This window comes from Aliiroseovarius sp. S1339, assembly GCF_023195695.1.
In the GTDB taxonomy this organism is placed as follows: domain Bacteria; phylum Pseudomonadota; class Alphaproteobacteria; order Rhodobacterales; family Rhodobacteraceae; genus Aliiroseovarius.
The window spans coordinates 201,679-224,355 of record NZ_JALPQG010000002.1 but is presented as its reverse complement, the minus strand read 5'-3'; the positions used below and the strand labels follow the sequence as shown (position 1 = coordinate 224,355).

The 22,677-nt window shown below is 53.1% G+C and carries 22 protein-coding genes; 11 read left to right on the top strand and 11 right to left on the bottom strand.

The window, feature by feature from the left end; translation table 11 throughout:
* Positions 1-59: 59 nt before the first annotated feature.
* Positions 60-1,145, bottom strand: coding sequence for a polyamine ABC transporter substrate-binding protein (locus MUY35_RS04115; RefSeq protein ID WP_248364127.1), 1,086 nt, complete (start codon positions 1,143-1,145; stop codon positions 60-62).
* A 164-nt stretch (positions 1,146-1,309) separates the two neighbouring features.
* Here MUY35_RS04115 and MUY35_RS04110 point away from each other — a divergent pair, with 164 nt between their 5' ends.
* The 3 genes from MUY35_RS04110 to MUY35_RS04100 all read left to right on the top strand — a co-directional run bounded on the left by MUY35_RS04110 (position 1,310) and on the right by MUY35_RS04100 (position 4,859).
* Positions 1,310-1,969 carry a GntR family transcriptional regulator gene (locus tag MUY35_RS04110; protein ID WP_248364125.1) on the top strand — a complete coding sequence of 220 codons (660 nt, stop codon included), beginning with the start codon at positions 1,310-1,312 and terminating at the stop codon, positions 1,967-1,969.
* Between the two features lie 130 nt (positions 1,970-2,099).
* Positions 2,100-3,494, top strand: a complete 1,395-nt coding sequence (locus tag MUY35_RS04105; protein ID WP_248364123.1) for an aspartate aminotransferase family protein — start codon at positions 2,100-2,102, stop codon at positions 3,492-3,494.
* Positions 3,495-3,557: 63 nt separating this feature from the next.
* Positions 3,558-4,859 (top strand): FAD-binding oxidoreductase, encoded by a 1,302-nt coding sequence (locus MUY35_RS04100; protein ID WP_248364122.1) that lies wholly within the window; start codon positions 3,558-3,560, stop codon positions 4,857-4,859.
* Here MUY35_RS04100 and modC read toward each other — a convergent pair.
* From modC to msrB, 5 genes are all read right to left on the bottom strand, one after another.
* On the bottom strand, positions 4,856-5,956 hold the full coding sequence (gene modC / locus MUY35_RS04095) for a molybdenum ABC transporter ATP-binding protein (RefSeq protein WP_248364121.1): 1,101 nt from the start codon (positions 5,954-5,956) through the stop codon (positions 4,856-4,858). The two genes, MUY35_RS04100 and modC, sit on opposite strands and share 4 nt — an antisense overlap.
* On the bottom strand, positions 5,953-6,648 hold the full coding sequence (modB, locus tag MUY35_RS04090) for a molybdate ABC transporter permease subunit (protein ID WP_248364120.1): 696 nt from the start codon (positions 6,646-6,648) through the stop codon (positions 5,953-5,955). Before modB ends, modC begins: the two co-directional genes overlap by 4 nt.
* Positions 6,645-7,463 carry a molybdate ABC transporter substrate-binding protein gene (gene modA, locus MUY35_RS04085; RefSeq protein ID WP_248364119.1) on the bottom strand — a complete coding sequence of 273 codons (819 nt, stop codon included), beginning with the start codon at positions 7,461-7,463 and terminating at the stop codon, positions 6,645-6,647. Before modA ends, modB begins: the two co-directional genes overlap by 4 nt.
* A 124-nt stretch (positions 7,464-7,587) precedes the next feature.
* Positions 7,588-8,097 carry a peptide-methionine (S)-S-oxide reductase MsrA gene (gene msrA, locus MUY35_RS04080; protein ID WP_248364118.1) on the bottom strand — a complete coding sequence of 170 codons (510 nt, stop codon included), beginning with the start codon at positions 8,095-8,097 and terminating at the stop codon, positions 7,588-7,590.
* Positions 8,097-8,543, bottom strand: coding sequence for a peptide-methionine (R)-S-oxide reductase MsrB (msrB, locus tag MUY35_RS04075; RefSeq protein ID WP_248364116.1), 447 nt, complete (start codon positions 8,541-8,543; stop codon positions 8,097-8,099). Before msrB ends, msrA begins: the two co-directional genes overlap by 1 nt.
* Positions 8,544-8,837: 294 nt before the next feature.
* On the opposite strand from msrB, the gene MUY35_RS04070 reads away from it, so the two are divergent.
* The 8 genes from MUY35_RS04070 (at position 8,838) to MUY35_RS04035 (ending at position 15,001) form a co-directional block, all read left to right on the top strand.
* Positions 8,838-9,011, top strand: coding sequence for a hypothetical protein (locus tag MUY35_RS04070; protein WP_248364114.1), 174 nt, complete (start codon positions 8,838-8,840; stop codon positions 9,009-9,011).
* Complete coding sequence (locus tag MUY35_RS04065; RefSeq protein ID WP_248364112.1) at positions 8,998-10,002, top strand: tyrosine-type recombinase/integrase; 1,005 nt, start codon at positions 8,998-9,000, stop codon at positions 10,000-10,002. The genes MUY35_RS04070 and MUY35_RS04065 overlap by 14 nt, the downstream gene beginning before the upstream one ends.
* 520 nt (positions 10,003-10,522) lie before the next feature.
* On the top strand, positions 10,523-11,281 hold the full coding sequence (locus MUY35_RS04060; protein WP_248364111.1) for a hypothetical protein: 759 nt from the start codon (positions 10,523-10,525) through the stop codon (positions 11,279-11,281).
* Positions 11,282-11,492: 211 nt separating this feature from the next.
* Positions 11,493-11,732, top strand: coding sequence for a plasmid mobilization relaxosome protein MobC (gene mobC / locus MUY35_RS04055; protein WP_248364110.1), 240 nt, complete (start codon positions 11,493-11,495; stop codon positions 11,730-11,732).
* Positions 11,726-13,285 (top strand): relaxase/mobilization nuclease domain-containing protein, encoded by a 1,560-nt coding sequence (locus MUY35_RS04050; RefSeq protein WP_248364109.1) that lies wholly within the window; start codon positions 11,726-11,728, stop codon positions 13,283-13,285. Before mobC ends, MUY35_RS04050 begins: the two co-directional genes overlap by 7 nt.
* Positions 13,269-13,640 (top strand): hypothetical protein, encoded by a 372-nt coding sequence (locus MUY35_RS04045; RefSeq protein WP_248364108.1) that lies wholly within the window; start codon positions 13,269-13,271, stop codon positions 13,638-13,640. The genes MUY35_RS04050 and MUY35_RS04045 overlap by 17 nt, the downstream gene beginning before the upstream one ends.
* 1 nt (position 13,641) lies before the next feature.
* Positions 13,642-14,634, top strand: a complete 993-nt coding sequence (locus tag MUY35_RS04040; RefSeq protein ID WP_248364107.1) for a type IV secretion system protein — start codon at positions 13,642-13,644, stop codon at positions 14,632-14,634.
* A 169-nt stretch (positions 14,635-14,803) separates the two neighbouring features.
* Complete coding sequence (locus MUY35_RS04035) at positions 14,804-15,001, top strand: hypothetical protein (protein ID WP_248364106.1); 198 nt, start codon at positions 14,804-14,806, stop codon at positions 14,999-15,001.
* Between the two features lie 889 nt (positions 15,002-15,890).
* On the opposite strand, the gene MUY35_RS04030 is transcribed toward MUY35_RS04035, so the two are convergent.
* The 5 genes from MUY35_RS04030 to MUY35_RS04010 all read right to left on the bottom strand — a co-directional run bounded on the left by MUY35_RS04030 (position 15,891) and on the right by MUY35_RS04010 (position 22,675).
* Entirely contained in the window at positions 15,891-16,295 is a 405-nt protein-coding gene (locus tag MUY35_RS04030) for a hypothetical protein (protein WP_248364105.1), read from the bottom strand.
* A 369-nt stretch (positions 16,296-16,664) separates the two neighbouring features.
* On the bottom strand, positions 16,665-17,561 hold the full coding sequence (locus MUY35_RS04025) for a hypothetical protein (protein WP_248364104.1): 897 nt from the start codon (positions 17,559-17,561) through the stop codon (positions 16,665-16,667).
* A 2-nt stretch (positions 17,562-17,563) separates the two neighbouring features.
* Entirely contained in the window at positions 17,564-20,185 is a 2,622-nt protein-coding gene (locus tag MUY35_RS04020; RefSeq protein ID WP_248364102.1) for a hypothetical protein, read from the bottom strand.
* A gap of 2 nt (positions 20,186-20,187) precedes the next feature.
* Positions 20,188-20,577 carry a hypothetical protein gene (locus MUY35_RS04015; protein ID WP_248364101.1) on the bottom strand — a complete coding sequence of 130 codons (390 nt, stop codon included), beginning with the start codon at positions 20,575-20,577 and terminating at the stop codon, positions 20,188-20,190.
* Between the two features lie 1,060 nt (positions 20,578-21,637).
* On the bottom strand, positions 21,638-22,675 hold the full coding sequence (locus MUY35_RS04010) for a hypothetical protein (protein ID WP_248364100.1): 1,038 nt from the start codon (positions 22,673-22,675) through the stop codon (positions 21,638-21,640).
* Positions 22,676-22,677 lie beyond the last annotated feature (2 nt).

Here is a 22,677-nt window from a genome sequence, read left to right as displayed (position 1 = left end):
GGGGAAAAGGTGGCGCCCCCCGCAGGAGCAATCCATGCGGGAGGCGCAAAGGCTAGGGCTTAGGTGCCCGATTTGATCTTGGTCCACATACGCGTCAACACGCGCTGCACCTTCGATTCATAAGGCGATTTAGTATAGAGGTTCTTTACAGTCTCTTCACCCGGATAGATCGCCGGATCGCCAATTACGTCCTCTACAAGAAACTCTTGCGAGGCTTTGTTGCCATTCGCGTAATAGACGTAATTCGACGCTGCGGCCATGTTTTCCGCATCCATGATGAAGTTCAGGAATGTGTGCGCCGCGTCCGGATTTGGCGCGTCGGTCGGGATTGCCATCTGGTCAAACCACATCAGCGACCCTTCGGTAAACGCGTTATACGCAATCTCGACGCCATTATCGGCTTCTGCTGCGCGGTCACGTGCTTGCAGCACATCACCAGACCATCCGACGGCGACACAGATATCACCGTTGGCCAGCGCGTTGATATATTCTGAACTGTGGAACTTTTGAATATAAGGGCGGACCGCCAGCAGGACAGGTTCAACCTTTGCAATTACGTCCGGGTCGGCGCTGTCAGGATTTTCACCCAGATATTTCAGTGCCATCGGGATGATCTCGGTGGGGGCGTCCAGGAAATGCACACCGCATTCCGCCAGTTTCTCCATGTTCTCAGGGTTTAGCACCAGTTCCATGCTGTCGATTGGCGCGTCGTCCCCAAGGATTTCCTTCACCTTGCCAACGTTGATCCCAAGCCCCGTCGTGCCCCACATATAGTTGATCGAATACTCATTGCCGGGGTCGTATTGTGCGGTGCGCGCTTCAATCACGTCCCACATGTTGGCGATGTTCGGCAGCTTTGACTTGTCGAGTTTCTGGAATGCGCCTGCGGTGATTTGGCGTTGCAGGAAGTCAGCGGTCGGCACAACCACATCATACCCTGAACCACCAGCAAGCATTTTGGTTTCAAGCACTTCGTTCGAATCGAACACGTCATAGACCAAGTCGATCCCGGTCTCTTCTTCAAATTTCGCCAGCAGATCTTCGTCGATATAGTCAGACCAGTTATATACGCGCACTTCGTCGGCGGTGGCGGCACTTGCCCCCATTGCCAGTGCGACACCCAACGTTACCCAAGTCTTCTTCATTTCTTATTTCTCCCTGTTTGAGGCCAACGCCCCGATCCGCGACATTTGATCAAAAAAATACCTTCTGCGCAATATGGTAAAATTGCGGATAGCATAGTAGATTGCTTTCAAAGATTATCTTTGGTGCCTGAATTGGCAAAACATTTGTTAAGAAGGGGGCGCGCGTGTCCGAGAAACCCGCGAAATTGCCAGACCACCAACGTGTTTATCGCAAACTGCGTGAGATGATTCTGTTTGGTGAACTCGCACCTGGACAACCGGTGACCATACAAGGGCTTGTTGGCGTGCTGGATGTCGGTATGACCCCGGTGCGCGAGGCGATCCGCAGGCTGACATCGGAAGGCGCGCTGATCTTCAAGGGAAATCGCCGCGTGTCGGTGCCGCAACCGGACTTGGCGCAGTGGAATGAAATCGCCTTTGCTCGTTTGAGTATTGAGCCAGAATTAGCTCGTTTAGCTACGAAAAACATTGGTCCGTCCGATCTTGAGCGTCTGGTTGAATATGACGATCAACTGAACGCGTCCATCGATCGTGGCGACGTGCGTGGCTATTTGGAAAACAACTATCGTTTCCATGCCTATCTTTACGATTTGGCGGGCACAGAGGTGCTGTCTTCGATTGCCAATATGCTTTGGTTGCGGGCTGGCCCGTCGTTGCGTGTGGTGCTGGGGCGTTATGGAACCGCCAACCTGCCCGACAAGCACGCCGAAGCGATGGATGCGATGCGGTCCGGGGACGGCGACCGCGTTGCGGCTGCCGTTCGCGGCGACATCGAACAGGGAATCGCCCAGGTTCGCGAGACGCTTCTGGTCGAGAAGATTTGATCAGATTGTCGTCTCGCCGTTGACAGTAGATTTTTTGATCATATTCTGAGCGCAGCTTTTCGCAGGGCCGTGGCACTGACTGATTCCATGCCAACGGCCTTGCTTCGGACTGTTTCTAGGAGTTCCCGACATGAACAAGATCACCAACCACCTGCCCACCGCCGAGCTTCAGGCCATCGACGCCGCCCACCATATGCATCCTTTCACCACGGATAGTGAGTTGAAACAGAAAGGCGTGCGCGTGATCACCTCGGCCGATGGGATCTGGCTGAAAGACAGTGAAGGCGAAGAATTGCTTGATGGAATGGCGGGCCTGTGGTGCGTCAATATCGGCTATGGGCGGGATGAATTGGCAGACGTCGCCGCCCGTCAAATGCGAGAGCTGCCGTTTTACAACACGTTCTTTCAAACGACCCACGTGCCCGCCATCGCGCTGGCACAGAAACTGGCCCAACTGGCGCCGGGCGATCTGAACCACGTCTTCTTTGCCAATGGTGGGTCGGATGCGAACGACACCAACATTCGTATGGTGCGCACCTATTGGGCCGAAAAAGGCCAGCCGGATCGCGACGTGATCATCTCGCGCTGGAACGCCTATCATGGCTCGACCATTGGTGGCACATCGTTGGGCGGCATGAAGGGGATGCACGGGCAGGGCAACCTGCCGATCCCAGGTATCGAATTCATTGATCAACCCAACTGGTATGCCGAAGGCGGCGAAACAGACCCGGAGAAATTCGGTCTGGAGCGCGCCCGCCAACTGGAAGCCAAGATCAAGGAAGTTGGCCCAGAGCGCGTCGCGGCTTTCATCGGTGAGCCGATTCAAGGTGCTGGCGGCGTGATCGTGCCGCCCGCCAGCTACTGGCCCGAGATCCAGCGCATCTGCAAGAAATACGACATCCTTCTGATTGTCGACGAGGTGATCACGGCGTTTGGCCGCACCGGTAATTGGTTTGGCAGCCAGACGTTGGGCATCCAGCCGGATATCATGACGGTCGCAAAGGGTCTTAGCTCGGGCTATGTCCCGATTGGCGCGTCGATTGTGTGCGACAAGGTTGCTGACGTGCTGGCAGAGACTGAATTCAACCACGGCTATACCTATTCCGGCCATCCTGTGGCCTGCGCCGTCGCGTTGGAAAACCTGCGCATTCTGGAAGAAGAAGGCATCGTGGATCGTGTCGGGGCCGAGACAGCGCCTTATCTGGCCGAAAAGTGGAATTCGCTGGCAGACCACCCCTTCGTGGGCGAAACCAAGGTTGTCGGGATGATGGCGTCGCTTGCCCTGACGCCCGACAAGGACGCCCGCGCGCCGTTTGAGGCTGACGAAGGCACGGTTGGCTATATCACCCGCGAACGCTGTTTTGCCAACAACCTGATCATGCGTCATGTGGGCGACCGGATGATCATCTCGCCGCCGTTGGTAATCACCAAGGACGAGATTGACACCTTGGTCGAGCGTGCCCGCAAGTCCCTGGACGAAGCATACGAGATCGTCAAAGAAAAGGGCCTGCTGGTCGCAGGTTGATCAGAAAAGGGTCGGCCACAGTGACACTAACTGGGTCGGCCCCATACTTTCGCAGGGGCTTTCATGGACATTCTGACCGCCAACGACACGACCGGTAACTATCCGCAGTCGTGGTATTCAGCGACCGCTGACGCCCCCGGACCCTATCCGGCGGCCGAAGGCGATTTGTCCTGTGACGTCTGCGTTATCGGTGGCGGTTTCACAGGCTTGTCTGCGGCGCTTCATTTGGCCGAACGCGGCTATGACGTGGTGCTGTTAGAGGCGCACCGGGTCGGTTTCGGAGCCTCGGGGCGCAATGGAGGGCAGGTCGGCACCGGCCAACGTCTGGAACAAGACGAGCTGGAGGAGATGGTCGGCAAAGACGACGCCCGCAAGCTTTGGGACATGGCGCTGGAAAGTGTGCAGCTTGTTCGTGATCTCGTGGCCGCCCACGCGCCCGACGCCAATTTCGTCGACGGCATCCTGCATGCCGATCACCGCGCGCGGTTCGTGCCGCACAGCCACGACTATGCGCGCAAACTGAACGAAGACTATGGCTATGACTTGATCCGGCCCGTGGACCGGGACGAAATGCGCCACCTCTGCGGATCACCCGCTTATCACGGCGGCACGCTGGATATGGGCGCGGGGCATATCCATCCGCTGCGCTATGCGTTCGGGCTTGCACGGGCCGCCACGGCAAAAGGTGCGCGTATACATGAGGTTAGCCGCGCGAACCGCGTCACTGAGGGCGCGACTGTGCTGGTCGAAACAGACAGCGCCAAGGTGTCGGCCAAACACGTGCTTTGGGCGTGTAACGGCTATTTGGGTCACGCCGAACGACAGGTCGCCGCGCGGGTGATGCCGATCAATAATTTTATTCTGGCGACCGAGCCGCTTGGCGAAGATCTCGCGAAAGAGCTGATCCGCGAAAACCATGGCGTTGCCGACAGCAAGTTCGTGATCAACTATTTCCGGCTGTCCGAGGACAACCGGATGTTGTTTGGCGGCGCGGAAAGCTATGGCTATCGGTTCCCGAAAGACATTGTGAAGCTGGTGTCAAAGCCGATGCTAGAGATTTATCCCCAGCTGAAGGACACCAAGATCGACTATGCATGGGGCGGCACGCTTGGGATCACGTTGAACCGTATGCCGCATTTCGCACGTCTTCAGGGCAATATCCTGTCAGCCTCTGGCTATTCCGGGCATGGCGTGTCGATGGCAACGCTGGGCGGCAAACTGGCAGCCGAAGCGATTGCAGGTCAGGCGGAACGGTATGACCTGATGGCCTCGGTCCCGACGCCGCGCTTCCCCGGTGGGGTCGCAATGCGCTGGCCGTTGCTGGTGGCGGCGATGTTCTGGTTTTCACTACGCGACAAGCTTTAACGGGCAGGCCCGCCAACATCGCCCGGCGCGACGGCGACTGATTTCACCACTGCGAACACGTCTGATCCCTGCCGCAATTCCAATGAATGAACCGAGCGCTTGGTCAACCGCGCCAATACCCGCCCGGCGGCCGTGTCCAGTGACACGACAGCCCCCGGCCCGTCTCCCATGCGAATGTCAGCAATGGTGCCGGGCAGAATGTTCAGAGCTGACATCCCTTCGGGCCGGGTCTTTGACAAGATCACGTCCTGCGCCGCGATGCGCAGCCGCAGCCTGTCACCGGGCGACTGGGCCACATGGGGCAAAAGCAGTGGCAGTCCGCCCGCGTCCAGCTCGGTCAACCCATCATCGTGATGGGTTCTTACGCGCGCTTCGATCACGGCCCCCATTGCGCGATCCCCGCCGGGGGCAAAACTGGGATCTCCCAAGACTTCGGCTGCGGTGCCTTGGCGGATCACTTGGCCCGCATCCAGCGCGACGACGGTGGTGGCCAACCGCGCGACCTCGGTCGCGGCGTGGGTGACATACAGGATCGGCACATCACTTTCGTCGCGTAAGCGTTCGAAATACGGCAATATTTCTGATTTTCGCGCGTCATCCAGCGCGGCCAGTGGTTCGTCAGCCAGGATCAGCTTGGGACGGGCCAAAAGTGCGCGCCCGATGGCGACGCGTTGCTTTTCACCGCCCGAAAGACGGTTGGGGCGGCGTAACAAAAGCGGGCCGATGCCCAGCATGTCGACAACCCGATCAAACGCAACTCGGTCTTTTGGCGCGCGGGTGACCCAACGTGCGTAATCCAGATTGCGTTCAACGCTCATGTGCGGAAACAGGCGGGCATCCTGAAAGATATAACCAAGCTGTCGTTGATGCGTTGGCAGGTGCAGGCCGAGCTTTGAGTCCATCAAAACCTGATCTCCCAAAGCTACCCGCCCCATTGCCGCGCGGCTTAATCCTGCCACAGCATCAATCACCGAAGTCTTGCCCGACCCGGACGCACCAAACAGTACGGTCAGACCTGCTGGGGCGTTGAAATCCACTGCCAGCGTGAAGTTTGCCAGCGCTTGGCGCAGATGAACGGAGAGAGCTGGGGGGGTCATGCGCCCTCCATGCGGTTTTTTATGCGCCGGGCAAAGACCTCGGACAGGATCAGTGCGGCCATAGCGATGATGATCGAGATGATGACCAGCCGCATTGCTGCAGTTTCACCACCGGGCACTTGCAAAAAACTATAGATGGCCGACGGCAATGTTTGCGTTTGGCCCGGAATGTTCGACACAAAAGTAATGGTCGCTCCAAATTCGCCCATGGCTTTCGCGAAGCCAAGGATCGTGCCGGTCAGAACACCGGGCAGGGCAAGGGGCAGGGTGACGGTTGCAAAGATTTGCAGGCGGCTGGCCCCAAGGGTTGCAGCGGCGTCTTCCAACCGTTGATCGACCGCCTCGATAGACTGGCGAATGGCGCGCACCATCAGGGGAAATCCCATGATCGCGGCGGCCAAGGCGGCGCCAGTCCATTGAAACGCAATGCCCAAACCCAACGCGTCAAGCAGACGGCCACCGGGACCTGTGACACCAAAGATCAGCAACAGAAGATAACCCGTAACGACCGGCGGCAAGATCAGGGGCAGGTGGACCACACCATTGGCAATTTGCTTGCCGCGAAAGTCCCACCGCGCCAAGGCATGCGAGACAAAAATGGCAAACGGAAGCGATAGGATCGTGGCCCAGATGGCGACTTTCAATGACAAAGCAACGGCCTGCCATTCTTCGGGGCCGAGCCATCCGGTCATGATCCCTCCAACGCGGTAAAGCCGTTGTCGATGAAGGTCTGCATTGCTGCGTTTTGTTGCAGCCAATCCAGAAATGCGCCTGCCTCAAGCTGGTTTCCATTGGCTATGATGGCTGCCGGGTACTTGATTGCAGGGTGGCTGTCCGGTGCGAATGTCATAACGACTTGCACCTTTGGTTCGGCTTGCGCGTCGCTGCCATAGACGACGCCCAATGGTGTCTGCCCAAGTGCGACAAGCGCCAAAGCTGCGCGGACATTGTCGGTCTGCGCGACAAGCGGGGCCAGATCGTCCCACTGCCCAAGATGCTTTAACGCCGCCTTGCCATAGATGCCGGCTGGCACCGCTTGGACCAGCGCCATGGCGAACCGGCGAGTGTCCAGATACCCGGCTAAATCTTTCAGCTCGTCTGGCGTTGGCGGCGTCGCCGTGGCAGGGGCAATCAGAACCAGTGTATTGCCCAGAAGATCAACCCGCGTTCCAGATGCGATATGGCCGCCTTGGTCCAGAACCTCCATCCAATCCGTATTTGCCGAAATAAACAGATCCACCGGCGCCCCAAGTGAAATTTGGCGCGCCAGCACCGACGACCCGGCATAGGACAGTTGAACGTCATTGCCGCTCTGGGTCTTGTAGTCTTGTACGACCTCGTCCAACGCGCCTTTCAGACTCGCCGCCGCGAACACCGTAATCGGTTCGGCCTGTGCTGTTGGGGCGATGACGCACACAGCCAAGATCGCCGCCGGGAAGATGCTGACGCATTGCGCGACAACCGAGCGGGTGTGCCGATGGACAGGAGAGAGGGTGCGAAAGCTCATCATGATCGTTGAGCAGATAACGATATGCAGGCAAGGGCGGCAAGGCCTTTTGGTGCGACAAGAAAGGTCGCAGATAGGTCGCACCCAGCCCGCGGCACACAGGCTCGCGGGCTGGGTGGTGGCTTTACTCGGCTGCGTCGCGCTTGGGAAGAACCCAATCAGGGCGCACAAAGTGGCAGGTGTAGCCGTTGGGAACGCGCTCCAGATAATCCTGATGTTCGGGCTCAGCCTCCCAAAAATCACCCGCTGGTTCGACCTCGGTCACGACTTTGCCGGGCCACAGGCCAGATGCGTCGACATCGGCGATCGTGTCCAGCGCCTCTGCTTTCTGGGCGTCGTCGACATAATAGATGGCCGAGCGGTAAGAACTGCCCCTGTCATTGCCTTGCCGCATTGGCGTGGTTGGGTCGTGGATCTGGAAGAAAAATTCCAACAACCGGCGATAGGTGATCTTGCCGGGGTCAAACTCGATTTCGATCGCTTCGGCATGACTGCCGTGGTTGCGATAGGTCGCGTTGGGCACGTCGCCGCCGGTATATCCCACGCGGGTCGCGGTGACACCGGGCAGCTTGCGGATCAGGTCCTGCATGCCCCAAAAACACCCACCGGCAAAGACCGCTCGTTGATGTGTCATCAGATATCCTCCACTTGGTTAATGTAGTCACCATAGCCTTCGGCTTCCATGTCGTCGCGGTGCACGAAGCGAAGCGAGGCAGAGTTGATGCAATAGCGCAGACCGCCGCGATCTTTCGGCCCATCGGGGAAGACGTGTCCCAAATGGCTGTCGCCATGGGTTGACCGAACTTCAGTCCTGACCATGCCCAAAGTTGCGTCGCGCAACTCGGCCACATGAGCAGGCTCTATCGGCTTGGTAAAGCTGGGCCAGCCACAGCCGCTTTCGTATTTGTCGGATGACGCAAATAAAGGTTCGCCTGAGACGATATCAACATAAATTCCCGGCTCCTTGTTGCCAAGATACTCACCACTTCCGGGCCGCTCGGTGCCGTTTTCTTGCGTCACACGATATTGCTCGGGTGACAGCTTGGTGATGGCGTCCGCTGTTTTCTTGTAAGTGCTCAACTCAGTTCCCCCTCTGTCTTGGTGCGTCGGTCGTATATGGGGGTTCTAAGGCGAATATTCCATGGGGGCAGTAAACAGGAAAGCCAGGCGTTGTGATCAAAAGGACGCTAATCCCTGTATGTGCTTAGCGAAACAATTACAGGCTTCAGCTCAGAAAATATCTCTGGTTCTTGTAGCAAGATTCTTCCCTGACTAGACTCAGTTATCCGAACAGTTTGCATGGGCCATTTGGGCACATTCACCCTATCGGGTGCGCAAACTAATTCTAATACGGCTAAGTATGTAGGAAGAGAAATGTCGGCGAGAAGCATCGAACAGAGAGCGCTGGGCTTGCTCAAAGCATTTGAGAATGCTGGTAAGTCTGTCAGCCGTATCTCGGTCGATGGCCGAAAAATAGAGATCGTATTAACCAAAAGAGACGATGCTGACGAATTTGAGGGGATAGATATGCGCCATGGCAAAACGTGAGCTACCAAGACACGTCTACAAACAAAGGAATGGTCTATATTTCCAGCGGCGTGGATGGCCCTCTCAGAAGTTCCAAAGTGAGTTTGCGACGCCGGAGTTTTGGAGAGAGTATTCTGACATTCTGTCCTGCAAAGAGGCGCCGAAGCGGGTTGTATCGCGTAACTTTAGGGCGCTGGTGGAACATTACCGCAAGTCGCCGCGTTACAAGCGGCTTAAGCCGCGAACAGCGTTGGACTACGACAAGTATCTGGATTTTTTTGTCGGGATCATGGCGGACGCAAACCCAGCGGCGATGAAGCGCAAGGACGTGATCCGGCTTCGGGATGCGAATGCGGAGAAGCCCTATTTCGCAAACTACTCTCTGCGCGTTTTGCGCGTCCTCATGGAGCATTGCGTTGACCTCGGTTGGCGAGAGTCAAACCCGGCAAAAGGTGTCGCTGAGTTCAAAAGCGCAAAGAAGGAGCGGGAACCTTGGCCTCAGTCGCTGTTGGATGCTTTCCGTGCCAACTGTCCTGTCGGAACAAGAGAGCGTTTGCTGATGGAGCTATGCGTCGGCACTGGGCAAAGGATCGGTGATGTTCTGGAAATGCGGTGGTCCGATATTCAAGAAGGCGGGTTTGTTATTCGTCAGAATAAAACAGGCAAGGAGCTCTGGATTCCGATCTTACCTGAATTGCAATCAACGCTGGACGCTGCTAGTCGCCACTCGGTTTTCATTCTGACTAATGAGCGAGGGACCAATAGCTGGTCGTATCGTGGGGCCTCTCAGGCCATCAGGAACATTAGGCAGGCGATTGGCGCGTTGGACTACGATATTCATAGCTGGCGCTATAACGCGGCCTGTGAGTTGGTCGAGGCGGGTTGCGGGGATGATCTCGTGGCCTCGGTGACGGGACAAAGTCCCGCGATGGTTCTGCACTACACGAAAACGGTTCGTCAGAAAGTCAGAGCGTTACAGGCGCAGCAAATGCGAATTGAACAAAACCACTAATTGGCTGTTGTCGGTCACCAGCCAAAAATTCAACAAAGGCCACTGGATACCATGATCGAATTTGTATTGGTCCTAGCCGTTCTTGCGTTCTTGCTTTGGCTCTACATTCTCCTACCTGCAAGAATGGCAAATGACCGTGGTCGCAGTGTGATCATCTGGATTCTTATCTCTCTGGTCGGTAGTCCATTGCTCGCAATCTTGCTTCTTATAGCTCTTGGGGACGCAGGCGACCGATAGATTTTGCTGATAATTCGGCGAGCGTCAGAACTGTGCGAAAGAACGGAACAAAAACAGAATGTTTAGACATTTGTTTAGACGCATTTTCAAGCAAAAAAGGAAAACCGCTAAGCTATTGAAAACAAATGGAGGCGAGTACCGGAATCGAACCGGTGTACACGGATTTGCAATCCGGCTCTAAACGCTGATTTTTCACGTTTATTATGTAAACGAGCCCGTTTTGTTCACTACGAGAAATCAGTGACTTACGGGCGGAGTGTAAACGGCATTTGGCAGGTTCGCTATGTCTGAACTCCGCCCATTTAACGAAGTCAAATTGCAGTGGTTGCGACTACTATCACAAGATAAAGGTCTCAGTGCCAGGGCGGTTCAAGTCGGGCTCTATTTGGTGATGGTGCGCTACAATGTGCGGCAGAAGTTAGCAAAAACTGCGCACTCGGTGATCGCCGATGACCTCGGAATTTGTACCAAAACTGTCCAGCGCTCGATCAAGGAACTGCATGGAAAATGGTTCCTGATCGAGCCTGGAAAGAACACGAGCACGCCGACGACTTATCAAATCAGTCCCGCCTCTCATGTGGAAGCTCACAATTTAAGGGAAGAGCAGGAAGCGGGAAAGACGGACAAAATTGTCCACCTGCGCGGTGCTAGCCGTGGACAAAAATGTCTCCAAAGAAGGACAAATGTGTCCAGCGTCTCCGGACAAAAACGTCCACCAAACATAGAGAATCCAAAATTAAGAAAAGACCAGCGCACTGCGACGGATTTTCCTGATGGGGGGCAATCCGCCTTGGCGCTGGAACACGCTCCATCCGGCGGGAGCATTTTCGAACGCGAGTGGGACGACAGGCTTCGTGCTCGGGGTTTGCCGCCGTTGCATGAATGCATGTCAGAACAAGTTCACGAAGGCCGTCGAGGATATTGGCTGCCGGGGAAATGGCCAGGGCCTAAAGGAAGTACGCTTGAGCAAAATCAGATTTCGATAGTCGTGCAAATGGCTGGCCCCTTCGAAAAGCGGGAGGGTAGGTGTCGTGCAATCTGAGCAAAGAGCAAGGCGACCCATGTCATACGCTGTCGCTTCTGACACGGGACCTCGTGAGGGGCGGCAAGCCTCCCCTTCAAACCCCTCCGATGCGGCTAAGGCACGCGCAAAGGAGCCGCTGACAGAAACCTTCGTTTTCCGTTGCACAGCATCTGAAAAGTCTGAGCTTCGTACCAAGGCCGCCGCTGCCGGGATACCCGCAGCTGACCTTATGCGCGAAGCGCTTGGGCAAACCTCCGCTCGTCGACGCAAGCCCATGCCGCGTGTTGATCCGGCCCTGATGTTGGCGGTTGGCCGGATTGGCAGCAACCTCAATCAGATTGCCCGCTGTCTGAACTCGGCTGACCGCCGCGGACAAAGCGCGCAAATCGACCTGCTTGATGTCTCCGCTCGCCTCGTCACCATTGAGCGCCAGTTGGGTGCACTCATGCAGGAGCACGCCCGATGCTGATCAAGTTCTTCCGAAACGGCCAAGGCGGTGGCAACGCGCCGGTCAACTATCTAGTTGCACGTGAGGTGCTTGCTTACGATGAGAACCGCGACCTTATCCGCAAAGCATCAGGCGAGCCGGAAACTGTCATACGCGACCCGCTGCCAGAAGTTCTGCGCGGCAATCCCGGTCACATGAAAATGCTGATTGATGCTTGTCCGCATGGTTGGAGCTATAGGGCCGGTGTCATCAGCTTTGCTCCTGGTGATGATCCGACAGAGTTCCAACAGCAGGAAGTAATCGACCGTTTTGAGGATTTGGCTTTCGCGGGCCTTGATGCCGATCAATTTTCTACCTTGTGGGTCCGCCACAGCCACGAATGCCGTGTCGAACTGCATTTCTGTACGCCTCGCATGGAGTTGACGAGCGGACGGAGCCTCAATGTCGCACCACCTGGCTATGAACGTGTGTTCGATAGTTTGCGTGACATGTTTAACAAGGCCTACGGTTGGGCAGATCCAATGGATGAGACGCGCCGGCAGGAAGTGTGCCTCGTCCCCGAAGCTCCCCAAAAAGCGAAGGGGCGCGAGGCGCTACATGAATGGATCCTTGATCAGGTATCGGTGGGCATACTGACAAACCGCGACGAGATTGCCACCGCATTGAATGAAGCGGGCTTTGAACTGCCCAGGCTGGGCAAGAACTACATAACTGTCAAAGATCCGGAGAGTGGCGAGCGCTGGCGTCTCCGAGGGGAGATTTTCAATGAAAACTGGAGAACAGAAACAACGGTTGAACGAGCGACTGACCTCGGAGATCGAGGAGAGGGTCGCGGACCATCTCGCCTTGATGGATGGTCAAGTGCAGAGCTTGTCGACCGATATCGAACGTATTGTGATGCGCGCGCAGACTACAATCGCGGGCGATACGGCACAGCTCGTGAACGAGATCTCGTCGAGCTTACGGCGCCAGACCAAGCAAATTCGCCGAACCGAGATGAGGTTGCCAGCGATGATCTATTCAGCATTTGGCCTTGCGATCGTGATGATCATTGCGACGGCGTTGGCAGTGGTGGAACTGACCAAACGGACAGAATCGAACGCCCTTGGGATCACGAAGATCAACGAAGCGGAGGCAACATATCTGATTTTGGATCCTTCTCGCAGCAGAACGACTCGTTGCACGATCGAGGATCAAGTTCTTCCCTGTATTCGGATCGGGAAGGAATGAACCATGGCGAGCCTGACAGCACTCGAGCGCGAATTGCTCAGATATGTGGAGCGGTTGACCGCAGCATCCGAAACCTCAGCCAAAAGCTTGGAAAACTTGGAGAGGCAATGGGTGCAGGCGATGAACGCTCGAGTGACTGGATTGGAAGATTGCGTGAACGAGCTTCTACTTTCGCACGGTCGGTTGGTCGAAGCATTGCAGTGCTGGATGGAAGACGAGCGGAGTTGGGAGATCGTCAACGACAGGCTGAACGAGAGTATTCGGTTAACGAAGCTCGCAGAGACGCGGTTGAAGAACGCCTTGCCGAGATAGAAGGGGAGCACAACTATGATTTCGGTTTGTAAAGCGACAGCAATTTCTCTGATTGTGGCGACAGTGCCGCTATTAGGAGCGGCTTCTGAGTGTGAACCGCAAATGCCTCAACTGACGGTGTTTGAACAGCATATTGCTAATCGCGGGCAGGCGCGCAATGCCTACCAGCTGGCCGCAAAGGAAAGGGCGGTGGCAGCTCAGTCTTGCGCTTGCCCATTTGACAATTGGGGATTCGGTGCATTCATACACTTTCGCCTGGACAAGCCGGTCGGTGAACTGAACCAACAGGAAATTCGTGCACTCCGCCAATGGTCAGATGCCGAAGGTGTTGCAATTCTGCGGGCCTACGGAGAGTTTTTCTCGGCCCAATGTCATGAGGGCGAGTGACATGGGTTTCATTGAAAGCGTAATGAGCCTGATCGACGGTGCAACAGCTGCAATGGCAGCGACAGCTTTTGATGCAATTGCGAGCCAATTGATCCCTGTATTTCGTGTGATGGCTATACTTCTGATCACCCTGGTAGGGACAAATCTCGCCATTCAGGCTGTGCCGATGACACTACAAAATGGGGTCAGTCTCATTGCCCGTATTGGGCTTGTCGCCGCCTTTCTGTCGAGTTGGTCAAATTTTGATTCAGTATACGGAGTGTTGACCAATGCACCTTCTGAGGTCGGTGGAACGATCATGGCAAGCCTAGGCTTTGAAGCGGCCGTGGATGGCCTATACGCTGGTCTGGATCAACTTTACGAAGGAAGCGTGAACGCTGGCAATGCCGTTGCGCAGAATGGCAGTTTTATAGCTGGTGCGATTGCCAGTGTCGTAGTGTTTCTTGTTGCGGTGTTTTTCTCTGTCATTTGCGTCGTTGTCTTGGGAATGGCGAAGATCGTCATCGCATTGATGATTGTGCTCGCTCCCGCGGCGCTTTTGTGCACGATGTTCAAACCAACGACAGGGATCTTTGAAGGGTGGCTTCGAGCTACGATTCAGGCCGCACTCATCCCGTTGATGATGGCAGCCGCAGCCGGGGTGGTTCTTGTCATCGCCCAGGACGTCGCACCTACTGACATGGCATCGGTGAGTAACATTGGCGATCTGTTGGGGTTTATGTTTGTCATGATGCTCGGTAGCCTGGTCATCCTCAAAGTTCCCGGCATTTCGGAAACGCTCGCATCCGCAAATCTCGGGATAGATCGTGTTGCCCATTCTCTCGCGCGAATTTCGGTGTCTGGTTCGGGCCAAGTAGCCCGCTCAGTCACAGAGAAGGGCGCACATACAGCAATGGCGGCGGTGAACAGGGTAGCCCAGTCTCCGACGGTTTCCAGACGACTCAATACCGTTCAGTGGCTTGCCAGCCGCTCTACGCCGAGACCCTGGAGATGAGGTAAATGAATGAATTTCCTGAATTTACGATCACTCAGTTGCGTCGGAGGCCTAAGACCCTCTGGACAGCGGCAACCGCTTCCCCGGTTAGGATAATCAAACGAGGCAGGCGAGCGTTCATCTTGATGAGTGCAGAGGAGTTTGGAGCGTTGAAGGCTAGGGAAATGCGATGACTGATCCAGACCCTCCACAGGACGGGAGCCATCCAGATTCTCATGAACTGAATGACTGGCATCTCTTTGGCCCTAAGAATTCAGAAATTGCCGATCTGGTTTATCGCTTGGCGTACGAGAAGGGCATGCGCTTGGCCGACATTGAACGATTGATGGTGGAGGCGCTGAAGGAGCGGCTTTTCCTGCACGAGTAGCGGAGGTTGAAGAATAGAACAGAGCAGGTCAGTTGTTCCCCAATCACCTTCTTAATCCGGGTTGATTTTTCACCTATATTGACCAACGGAGGCTTTGCGCGCGACCGCATTGCCCTTTCCATTTCTTGACCTGCGGGTAACGGTCCAGGACTACCTAGAGATCATGATTGATATGTCCGGAGGGAAGCCACTGAATCATGTGCCACTGCGTGACCACACCATGTTGAACGTCAGACAAATTTGACCTTTGCGTCATGAATTGACCCAGCACCCCCATTTCAGGCTCCCGTAGGTTGTTTCGTTTGATCTGACCTTCCCTTCGGAAAATCAGGGCAGATTTGCAGGTCAGACGGCTAAGCCGCCTGTTCCTGCCAATCTGCCACGTGGCGAACGCGGGAGGGGGCGAGGCAATGATATTCGACAGGGTGGTGCGGCCCGCAGGGGCAGCCGAGGACACGGCCCTGTCTAATAGGGTTGCCCGAGGGGGAGGGCAGCGCCCTCACCCTGACGGCCAGGGGCGTTGGGCTTGTCCAAATCCCGCTGGCCCACGAAACGAAGGTGGCGGGGCCATCAGCCCCGCCACCATTACAGTCATTGGATTTCAGAAATGGAATTCACAGGATGCGGGACAAAGCCGACACTAACCCAAGGTCCGCTTTGGACACCTAGTGGCGAGACGACTCAACGGATTTGCGATCTGATGCATCGTGCTCAATTCATAGTATCGTTCTGTCATTTGAATTGTGAAACGACCGTTGAGCTACAGAGGGTTGTTCGCTTCAAGTAAAATGCCATAATCAAACTAGATGTCACTAAATACGCTTGTACCGGATATGATTTTTTGACCGGAATCAGACCTTTTAGGTGCGTTTCCAGTTCAATTGAATAATCAGTCGCAATCGAGACTGGCACAGATGCTCGCAATCAGCGCTTCGTTTGAACCACCTAAAAACGCCACGGTCCTTATCTGGTTTCCCACTAGCTCGAAGTCTAGATATCCAGAGGGCACTACATTTTGCGAGGCAACAAGCGTACCGCTACGATCATAGCATTCGATGAGTACATGATCTGCCCATGAGCCACAGCGAATGCTGATCGCGTCTGCATCAGTTGGCAAAGTTACCTTGATACCTTGATCTTCAAATCTCAATCCATTCTCGTTCGCTTCCGTCAAGACCAAAGGTTTGCTGCCGCTATTGTGGACAAAGTTCATTGACGAAAAGTTGAATGCTGGTGGTAGTTTGTGCCCACTTGGAAACAATTCGAACTTAGCGCAAATCTCAAAATTTCTCATAGCTAGATCTCCACCTTCCGCCTTCAAAGATCAATGGTTCTTGATCCAATAGCGGTACTGAGTGTCGAAAGCGTACTATGCACACCAATGACAATCAATCGACTTGAGATGATGCCTATTATTGTCGTTTTAACTTGAATCCGCACGGTCGAACTGAGTTTTCTAGGTATAGAACGGCTGCAAGGATGTATTCTCGCGTCCATCTAGAAGATTACTCGTTTTAGGAAAGATCATATGATCGACGATGCCGCCGCTTCAGATTTCTTCCCACTCATATGGTTCGGATGTAGCATTATGTAAATGTGTCGAGAATATTTGGAAGATTGCCAAATTAATACGCCAGTATATTAATGTCGTGATTTGCGGAAGTTATAGTGTGTGCGCGTCTAAGATTTGCTTTGTCTGCAGCTCGACAATGTCAGCCAGAATCGTGCCACCCGCGACATTGATAGCGACTCCGCAAGCAATCAGCCCAAAGCCACCAGTTGCAAGTCCGAAACCTAAACAAAGGAATGGCGCGGCACGAGAAACGAGCAATCCAGTGCCTGCGCCCGCTAGTGATGCGAGGGACCGCTTAAACTCTTCTTGGTCGTCTGTAGTCAAAACAGTAGCTATTTCTGGCGCGATTTGCACGGCCTCCACAAAACCACCTAGCCGCTTTAAAGATTTGGCATATCGGCGAGACGTTTGTACGTACTTTTCCGACACCGGAAGGTTTCGTCTCCCCTTCTTAACAAGGGATCGAACACTGGGGCTCGAAACAACGCCTCGTTCCGACAGAGTCTGTAGCCTCTTTGCGATTCTCTCCGTTTTTATGGCGGATTTTAGCTCTGGGTAATTGGGTTCGAATTTGAAATAAGTGCCAACTGGAGATACTCCTTTGAGTTCGCTTATCATTGTTCGGCGAGCCGCAATGATTTTTCGCCCCATCTCGGGAGTGTATTTTTGAGCGGCTTTTGCTTCGTCGGCCACTTCACGGACCGTCCTTTCGAAGCGTTTAACCGATACTTTGATTAAGTCTTCGTATAGCGCGCCAGCTTTCCCAGAGCTTTTCACTACGTCACTTGTTACGTTGAGCACATCACCATTTTTCTTCAACAGCGTAACCGCATCATCAAAGTCGATACCAGGCACAACAAAATCAAAACTATCATGACTAGATTCTTTGTACCAAGGCGCTCGACTTAATGTCGGCGCGTCCGTTGGCACATCCAATACGCTACACTGAGGATAGGCAATCGGTGGTATAACATGCTCTTTGCCCATCTTTAAATTAGGAACAGTGCTTCGTGGCCAGAGCCTAGGTGTCGAACCAACACCAAATCGGCACCAGACGGCTGCAACCAAGGTCCCGGCGTGTCAATTGTAACTTCAAAACTGACGTCGTCACCTTCATTGAACTCAAATTCACCAACTTTGGCGGCATCATGAATAATATGGTAAACTCCTACCAAAGGCTCACCCTCCAAAGTGACACGTATTTTATCGTCGCCTATAAACACTCCGAAAACTCCAAACGGGCTGTCAATCCGCCCCAACCTGGAAGCGCGGGCAACGTTGTATAGCGCACGGGTTTCGATTTCACGAACTTCGGAGTGTTGTCGACGCACTTCTGCCTCCCGCATGGCATTTGAATACGGTTCGGTTGCGTCTCTATCGCCAATGTGTGCGTCAAGGTACAGGCCTGGGGAGCCAATAAGGAACTCAGACAGTCGCTTACTTCCGTTTATTTCAGTTTCAGTGTAGAGGGGAATTTCTGCTCCTGAGTAAATCATACTCGTAAGTGATTTTGTTAGGTTAGCAATCTTTTCGTCGATATTGTCACCGCTTGGAGGGAAGTCTGGTATTAAGACTGATCTTGAGCTCGCACTGCCACTCCCGTGATACTCCATTAACGTGTCAATCAATGCGTCAAGCACCCGTTCCAACGCGGCTTCTTGAGGATCGTCTGGAAAGTCAGGTTTGTTTGGACGGATCGGCAGCCCATCAAGCGAGAATTTTCTCAACAGCTCTGGAAGCTCATCTAGGGAAAACTGTTGTGGCAAAACAATTCCTGACCCTGAGACAACTTCAATTCCTGAGAGGAAAGTAAAGGTTAATCTCTCGAGCTTCAATTGAGCACGATACACATTGTACAAATGAAAAAGTAGCAAGTTCAGCGACCTGCCGTCATTTATATTCTCAATCTCAATCTTTGTACTTTCGCGGGAAGAAGTGGTTGTTTTTCTTAGGCTAGAGCTCTGTACTTCTAGCCTAGTTTGTTTAGTAACCGACCTCGCCGCCTTTCTTGCAACTTTTGAAAGATTTCGAGCGAAATCCTTGGTGGTTTGGCTGGATGAACTAGAGCCAGACGCACTTGCCGAAAATCCACCGTAGCTCCCACCCGCGCTCGCGCTCAAGCTTTGTGTCTTAGTCGACTCCCGGGACGCCTTAGCTTCGTTCTCCAATTCGGAGGCATAGTCGGTGGCAGAGTTTTCGTTTAGATCAGAAAGAGAAGTTGCGGTTCTTCTAACTTCCAGCTCTGTTTTGGTGGATTTCTCCACCAGAATCTCTCTTCTTTCACCTGGGGCCAGATTTATTGAGCTTGCAAGCTCGCCAACTTCGGCACCTATGTACTTTGTTGAGAAGACGAGATCCTCTTCGATGTATATGCGAGGTGCATGAATTGGTTCCAAGCCACGTCTAGGTGCTCTAATAACTACATATTTTGACAGAATCTCTCCGGCAATCAGGCTCTGCTCGTATACTGGTAGAAGTACAGCGCACATTTTTCCAAAATTCGGGTCCAGTTCACATCGTTCTATGATGTCTTCAAGTTCTTCTCCAGATTGGGAGATATATTTGCTCCCAACACGGGAAAAGCGAAATACGTTGTAACCTGAGTTGGACAGTCTATTTTCTTCTTCCACCCACGGATCGAAGTCAGGAATGACTTTGCTGTACTTTGTCACTTCCTTTCGATGGTATTCAGTAACGTTGATAGTCCTCGGAATCCTTAGCAAGGGGAACATTTCTACATATTCAGTGAGCGTATATTGAGAAACCCAAGTAATCTCGGTTTCATATGGTTGGTACAACTGTCCCTTTTGGAGCACTTCTGAGGAACCATCAGGATACTTGTATTCTAATCCGTCTTCCAGAACCAGAATGTAACCCAAATCACTTGACTTGTCCCTAAGACGTTCTAAGCGCTCCTGAATGTTCAGGCCAACCGAACGCATCCGGCCATAGCTCGACACTAAATCATCGATGTCTCCTTGTGATAAGAAACCGTCAATCTGTGAAGATACAAGTTTATCCGCGGCAGCAGAAAGCGCTCCACCTACTTTCTCCAGCTCAATAAGTTCTCTGTACTGGCGATGTATGATCGCGGGCGCGAGTTCCACAACTCGCGCTTTTGATTGGGCGCTACTTCCCCAAAATTGCGCTGATTCAGCGTTGCTCCAAAAGTTCTCATAATGATCAACGTTATCAAATCGGTTCTGAGGCACGCCGATCACGCTACTAACAATCAATCTCCGGTTATACCCCGGCACCTGAAACCAAACCGCAGGCGGATCGTGAGTGGCTATGCTTTTATTGATCCTTGGCAAATCCGCCGTAGTCACAACTGGACCAACGTTCAATCGCTTTTCGAATTCTCGTTTCACATAAGAAAGTCCGTAGCCCAACTCATAAGGGTGGTTAACACTGGGCGTTTCTTCGTGATTTACTATCTTTTTCCAGTCAATTTCGGCTTCGCGGCTTCGAGAAAATGAAACGACGTCAATATCTCTTTCGTTTGCGGTAATACTTCCAAGCTTTGTGTGCTTGAGGAGTTCTGAATGTAGTTTATCCTGCGAGCTAACCTTTAACCCTTTGTCTTTGTTGTTTGTAAAAACTCCAACCATGGTTACTCTCCAAAATAACTTGAGCTTTGAGTAGCAACCATTTTCTTTTCGCCTCCGGTTTCACAGTGCACATTGTATCGCACAATATGACTTCCCTCCTTTATTTTGAGTGTTCCCGAATGCTCAATGGGATTTTGGTTCTCAGGTTCGCTTCCCAACGTACTACCAACAGTGAGCTGAACCGGCTCGTCATCGCTTGCGAGTACTTCTTCCCCTGTGAATTCCGAGCTAACTAAAATCTCGACGTCTCGTCCGGTCTCGTTCGAGACAGCGAGTATGGTATAGGCGTGGAGGAGAATGTTATCATCGATGTCTTCGAACGCTGAAGGCCAGGCAATTCTAAAGGGCTCGCTTGAGATTGTGACGCCATTGGTGAATTCGATCTCAAACATAACTCTCTCTCTTCAAATATCATTGAATATGGTCGTAAAAATAAAACTGCACGCAACGCGTCCAAAATGCGATTGCTCGTCATTTTTTTCGTGCTCAGACAAGAATATATTAGTTCATTTTGCTCGATTTGTCCATGAGATGAGGCTAGCTGACGCCCTACTTCTAGACTAAATCGGATTGACGTGCTGAGCAGATTAGGTCGTTTTAGCATCGATTTTCAGCTACTCGAGTCGAGTTCAAAGATCGATTGGCTACTGATTTATTTTACAAATTGATTCATTGAATTGTCTGGCCAGCTTTCATCTGGCGTCTCACCAATAACTGTCACGGGTGTGTCTTGAAAATGATCGTTTTAGGAGGTGAAACATGGTGTGCTGCTGGCAGAAGGACGAGGCATTACGTTCCTCTCAAAACCATCTCTCGTTACCTGATTCCGTCGATAACAGGAGGTCAATCCGGTGCTTCGAACCCAAAAACCAGACACTCTATGACCTTTGGATGACGAGCAGGTTGGGCTCTCAGTCAGCTTTCGCTACGCGGCGCATGAACGGCTGCTTCTCGATCTGGGTCAGAAATGCTTGCCGTTTGGGCCAGAATTGCATGACGTGGTTCATTGATCGGATTCAGAAAACCCGTGGCTTCGAGTCAAAGGTTTGTGACGTTCCACACACCAGCAATACTGAACGGGTCGTCAACTTTCTCCTGAAACGGGCAAACATTTGCTGTATCTGAAGAAGCTAGCAAAATTTTTAGAGACTTCTTTCTTGGAAAAATAATACCAGTTGTAGAGGGCTTGTCATGGGGCAACATCTAGGTGTTGTGCTCCGCACGAAATAATGCGTTATGCTTTGTCAAGGCTAAAAATACACTTTCCGTTGCGAACGGTTGACCAGAGTGTGATTTCCCCATAAATCATCAGCTCCAAACCGCGAAACCAGCTTTGAGGCTTGTCCGCGGGCGTTGTGGCTTCATGCCATGGCAGACATCTCATACACGTTTACCTGTGTGGGAGAGTAGCGGTTTGAACTAATTTGCAACGGCGGCCCCGAGGGGCCGCCGTCAAAGTTCGTAGACAAATTTACCATCCTTCTTCACCGCATATGCCCAGCTATCCAGGGCTCCATGTCTTAGCGCCACGTCATTCGTGTAGTTGACGGCGTACTTTTGCGGCTGCGAATAGTAGACAGGGACCTCTGCCTTTCCAGATCGTTCCGTAGCGATCGCAAATAGGCACATAGCCAACGAAAACGGTTTGGGGCCATACGGCGCCATAACTGAGGTTTTGTCTCCGCCTTCGGTTACGATCTTGATAGCATCAAACGTTTGCGACACATCAATGGAATCCAAGTGCAAATAATTTATCGGTTCCGATCCTTCGACTAAGCTGTCATCTTTTTGCACCTTCATTTCCACCTCCTGAACGAACTTCCAGTTTCGATGGATTCCTGGCGGGCCCGGAGGGAATGGAAAAAGCAATTGAAGCGACATGGCTTTGTCATCTCCAAAAAGTTGCATCATACTATGAGTGTGAAAGCCAACTCCGACGAAAGCAAAATCATGATCGTCGCGGTCGTCTTCTGACATAAATGTAGGGAGAACTCGAAGAGTTTCCGGGTTCTCCGAAAGAGCTTCAGCGTGAAAATCACCTTTGGTGTAGATGACTTGCAGATTGGTCACATCTGGATTCTGAACCAAGTACCTTACCATCGGGAAGAACCAGCGTTTCGGCAAAGAAGTAATGTCCAGAACGACGTTGCCAGACACCGCTCCAGCTCTTTCGCAAACGGCCCTGATGGTATCGAGAGACGCCTTCAACGGTTCACGAACTTGATTGATCTGCGCGGAACAATTGTTTTTCACAAAGTCAAAATTGGCGCTGTAAGCCTGTTCACGCTCACTTTGTTCCTGGGCTTGGCCTAGCAAAGGGTCGTCAATTCGAATGAAAAAAACTTCGTCTTTTTCGGTCGCAGAACCAGCCACAGATTTAGCGCTACGCTTTTCAAAGCCGTGACTGGCGATGAAGCTCCATTTGCCCGCGTCATATTTTTCTCGCAACCAGGAAGGTCGGCCCCAAGGGCGAAATTTAAAGCTCTGCATAT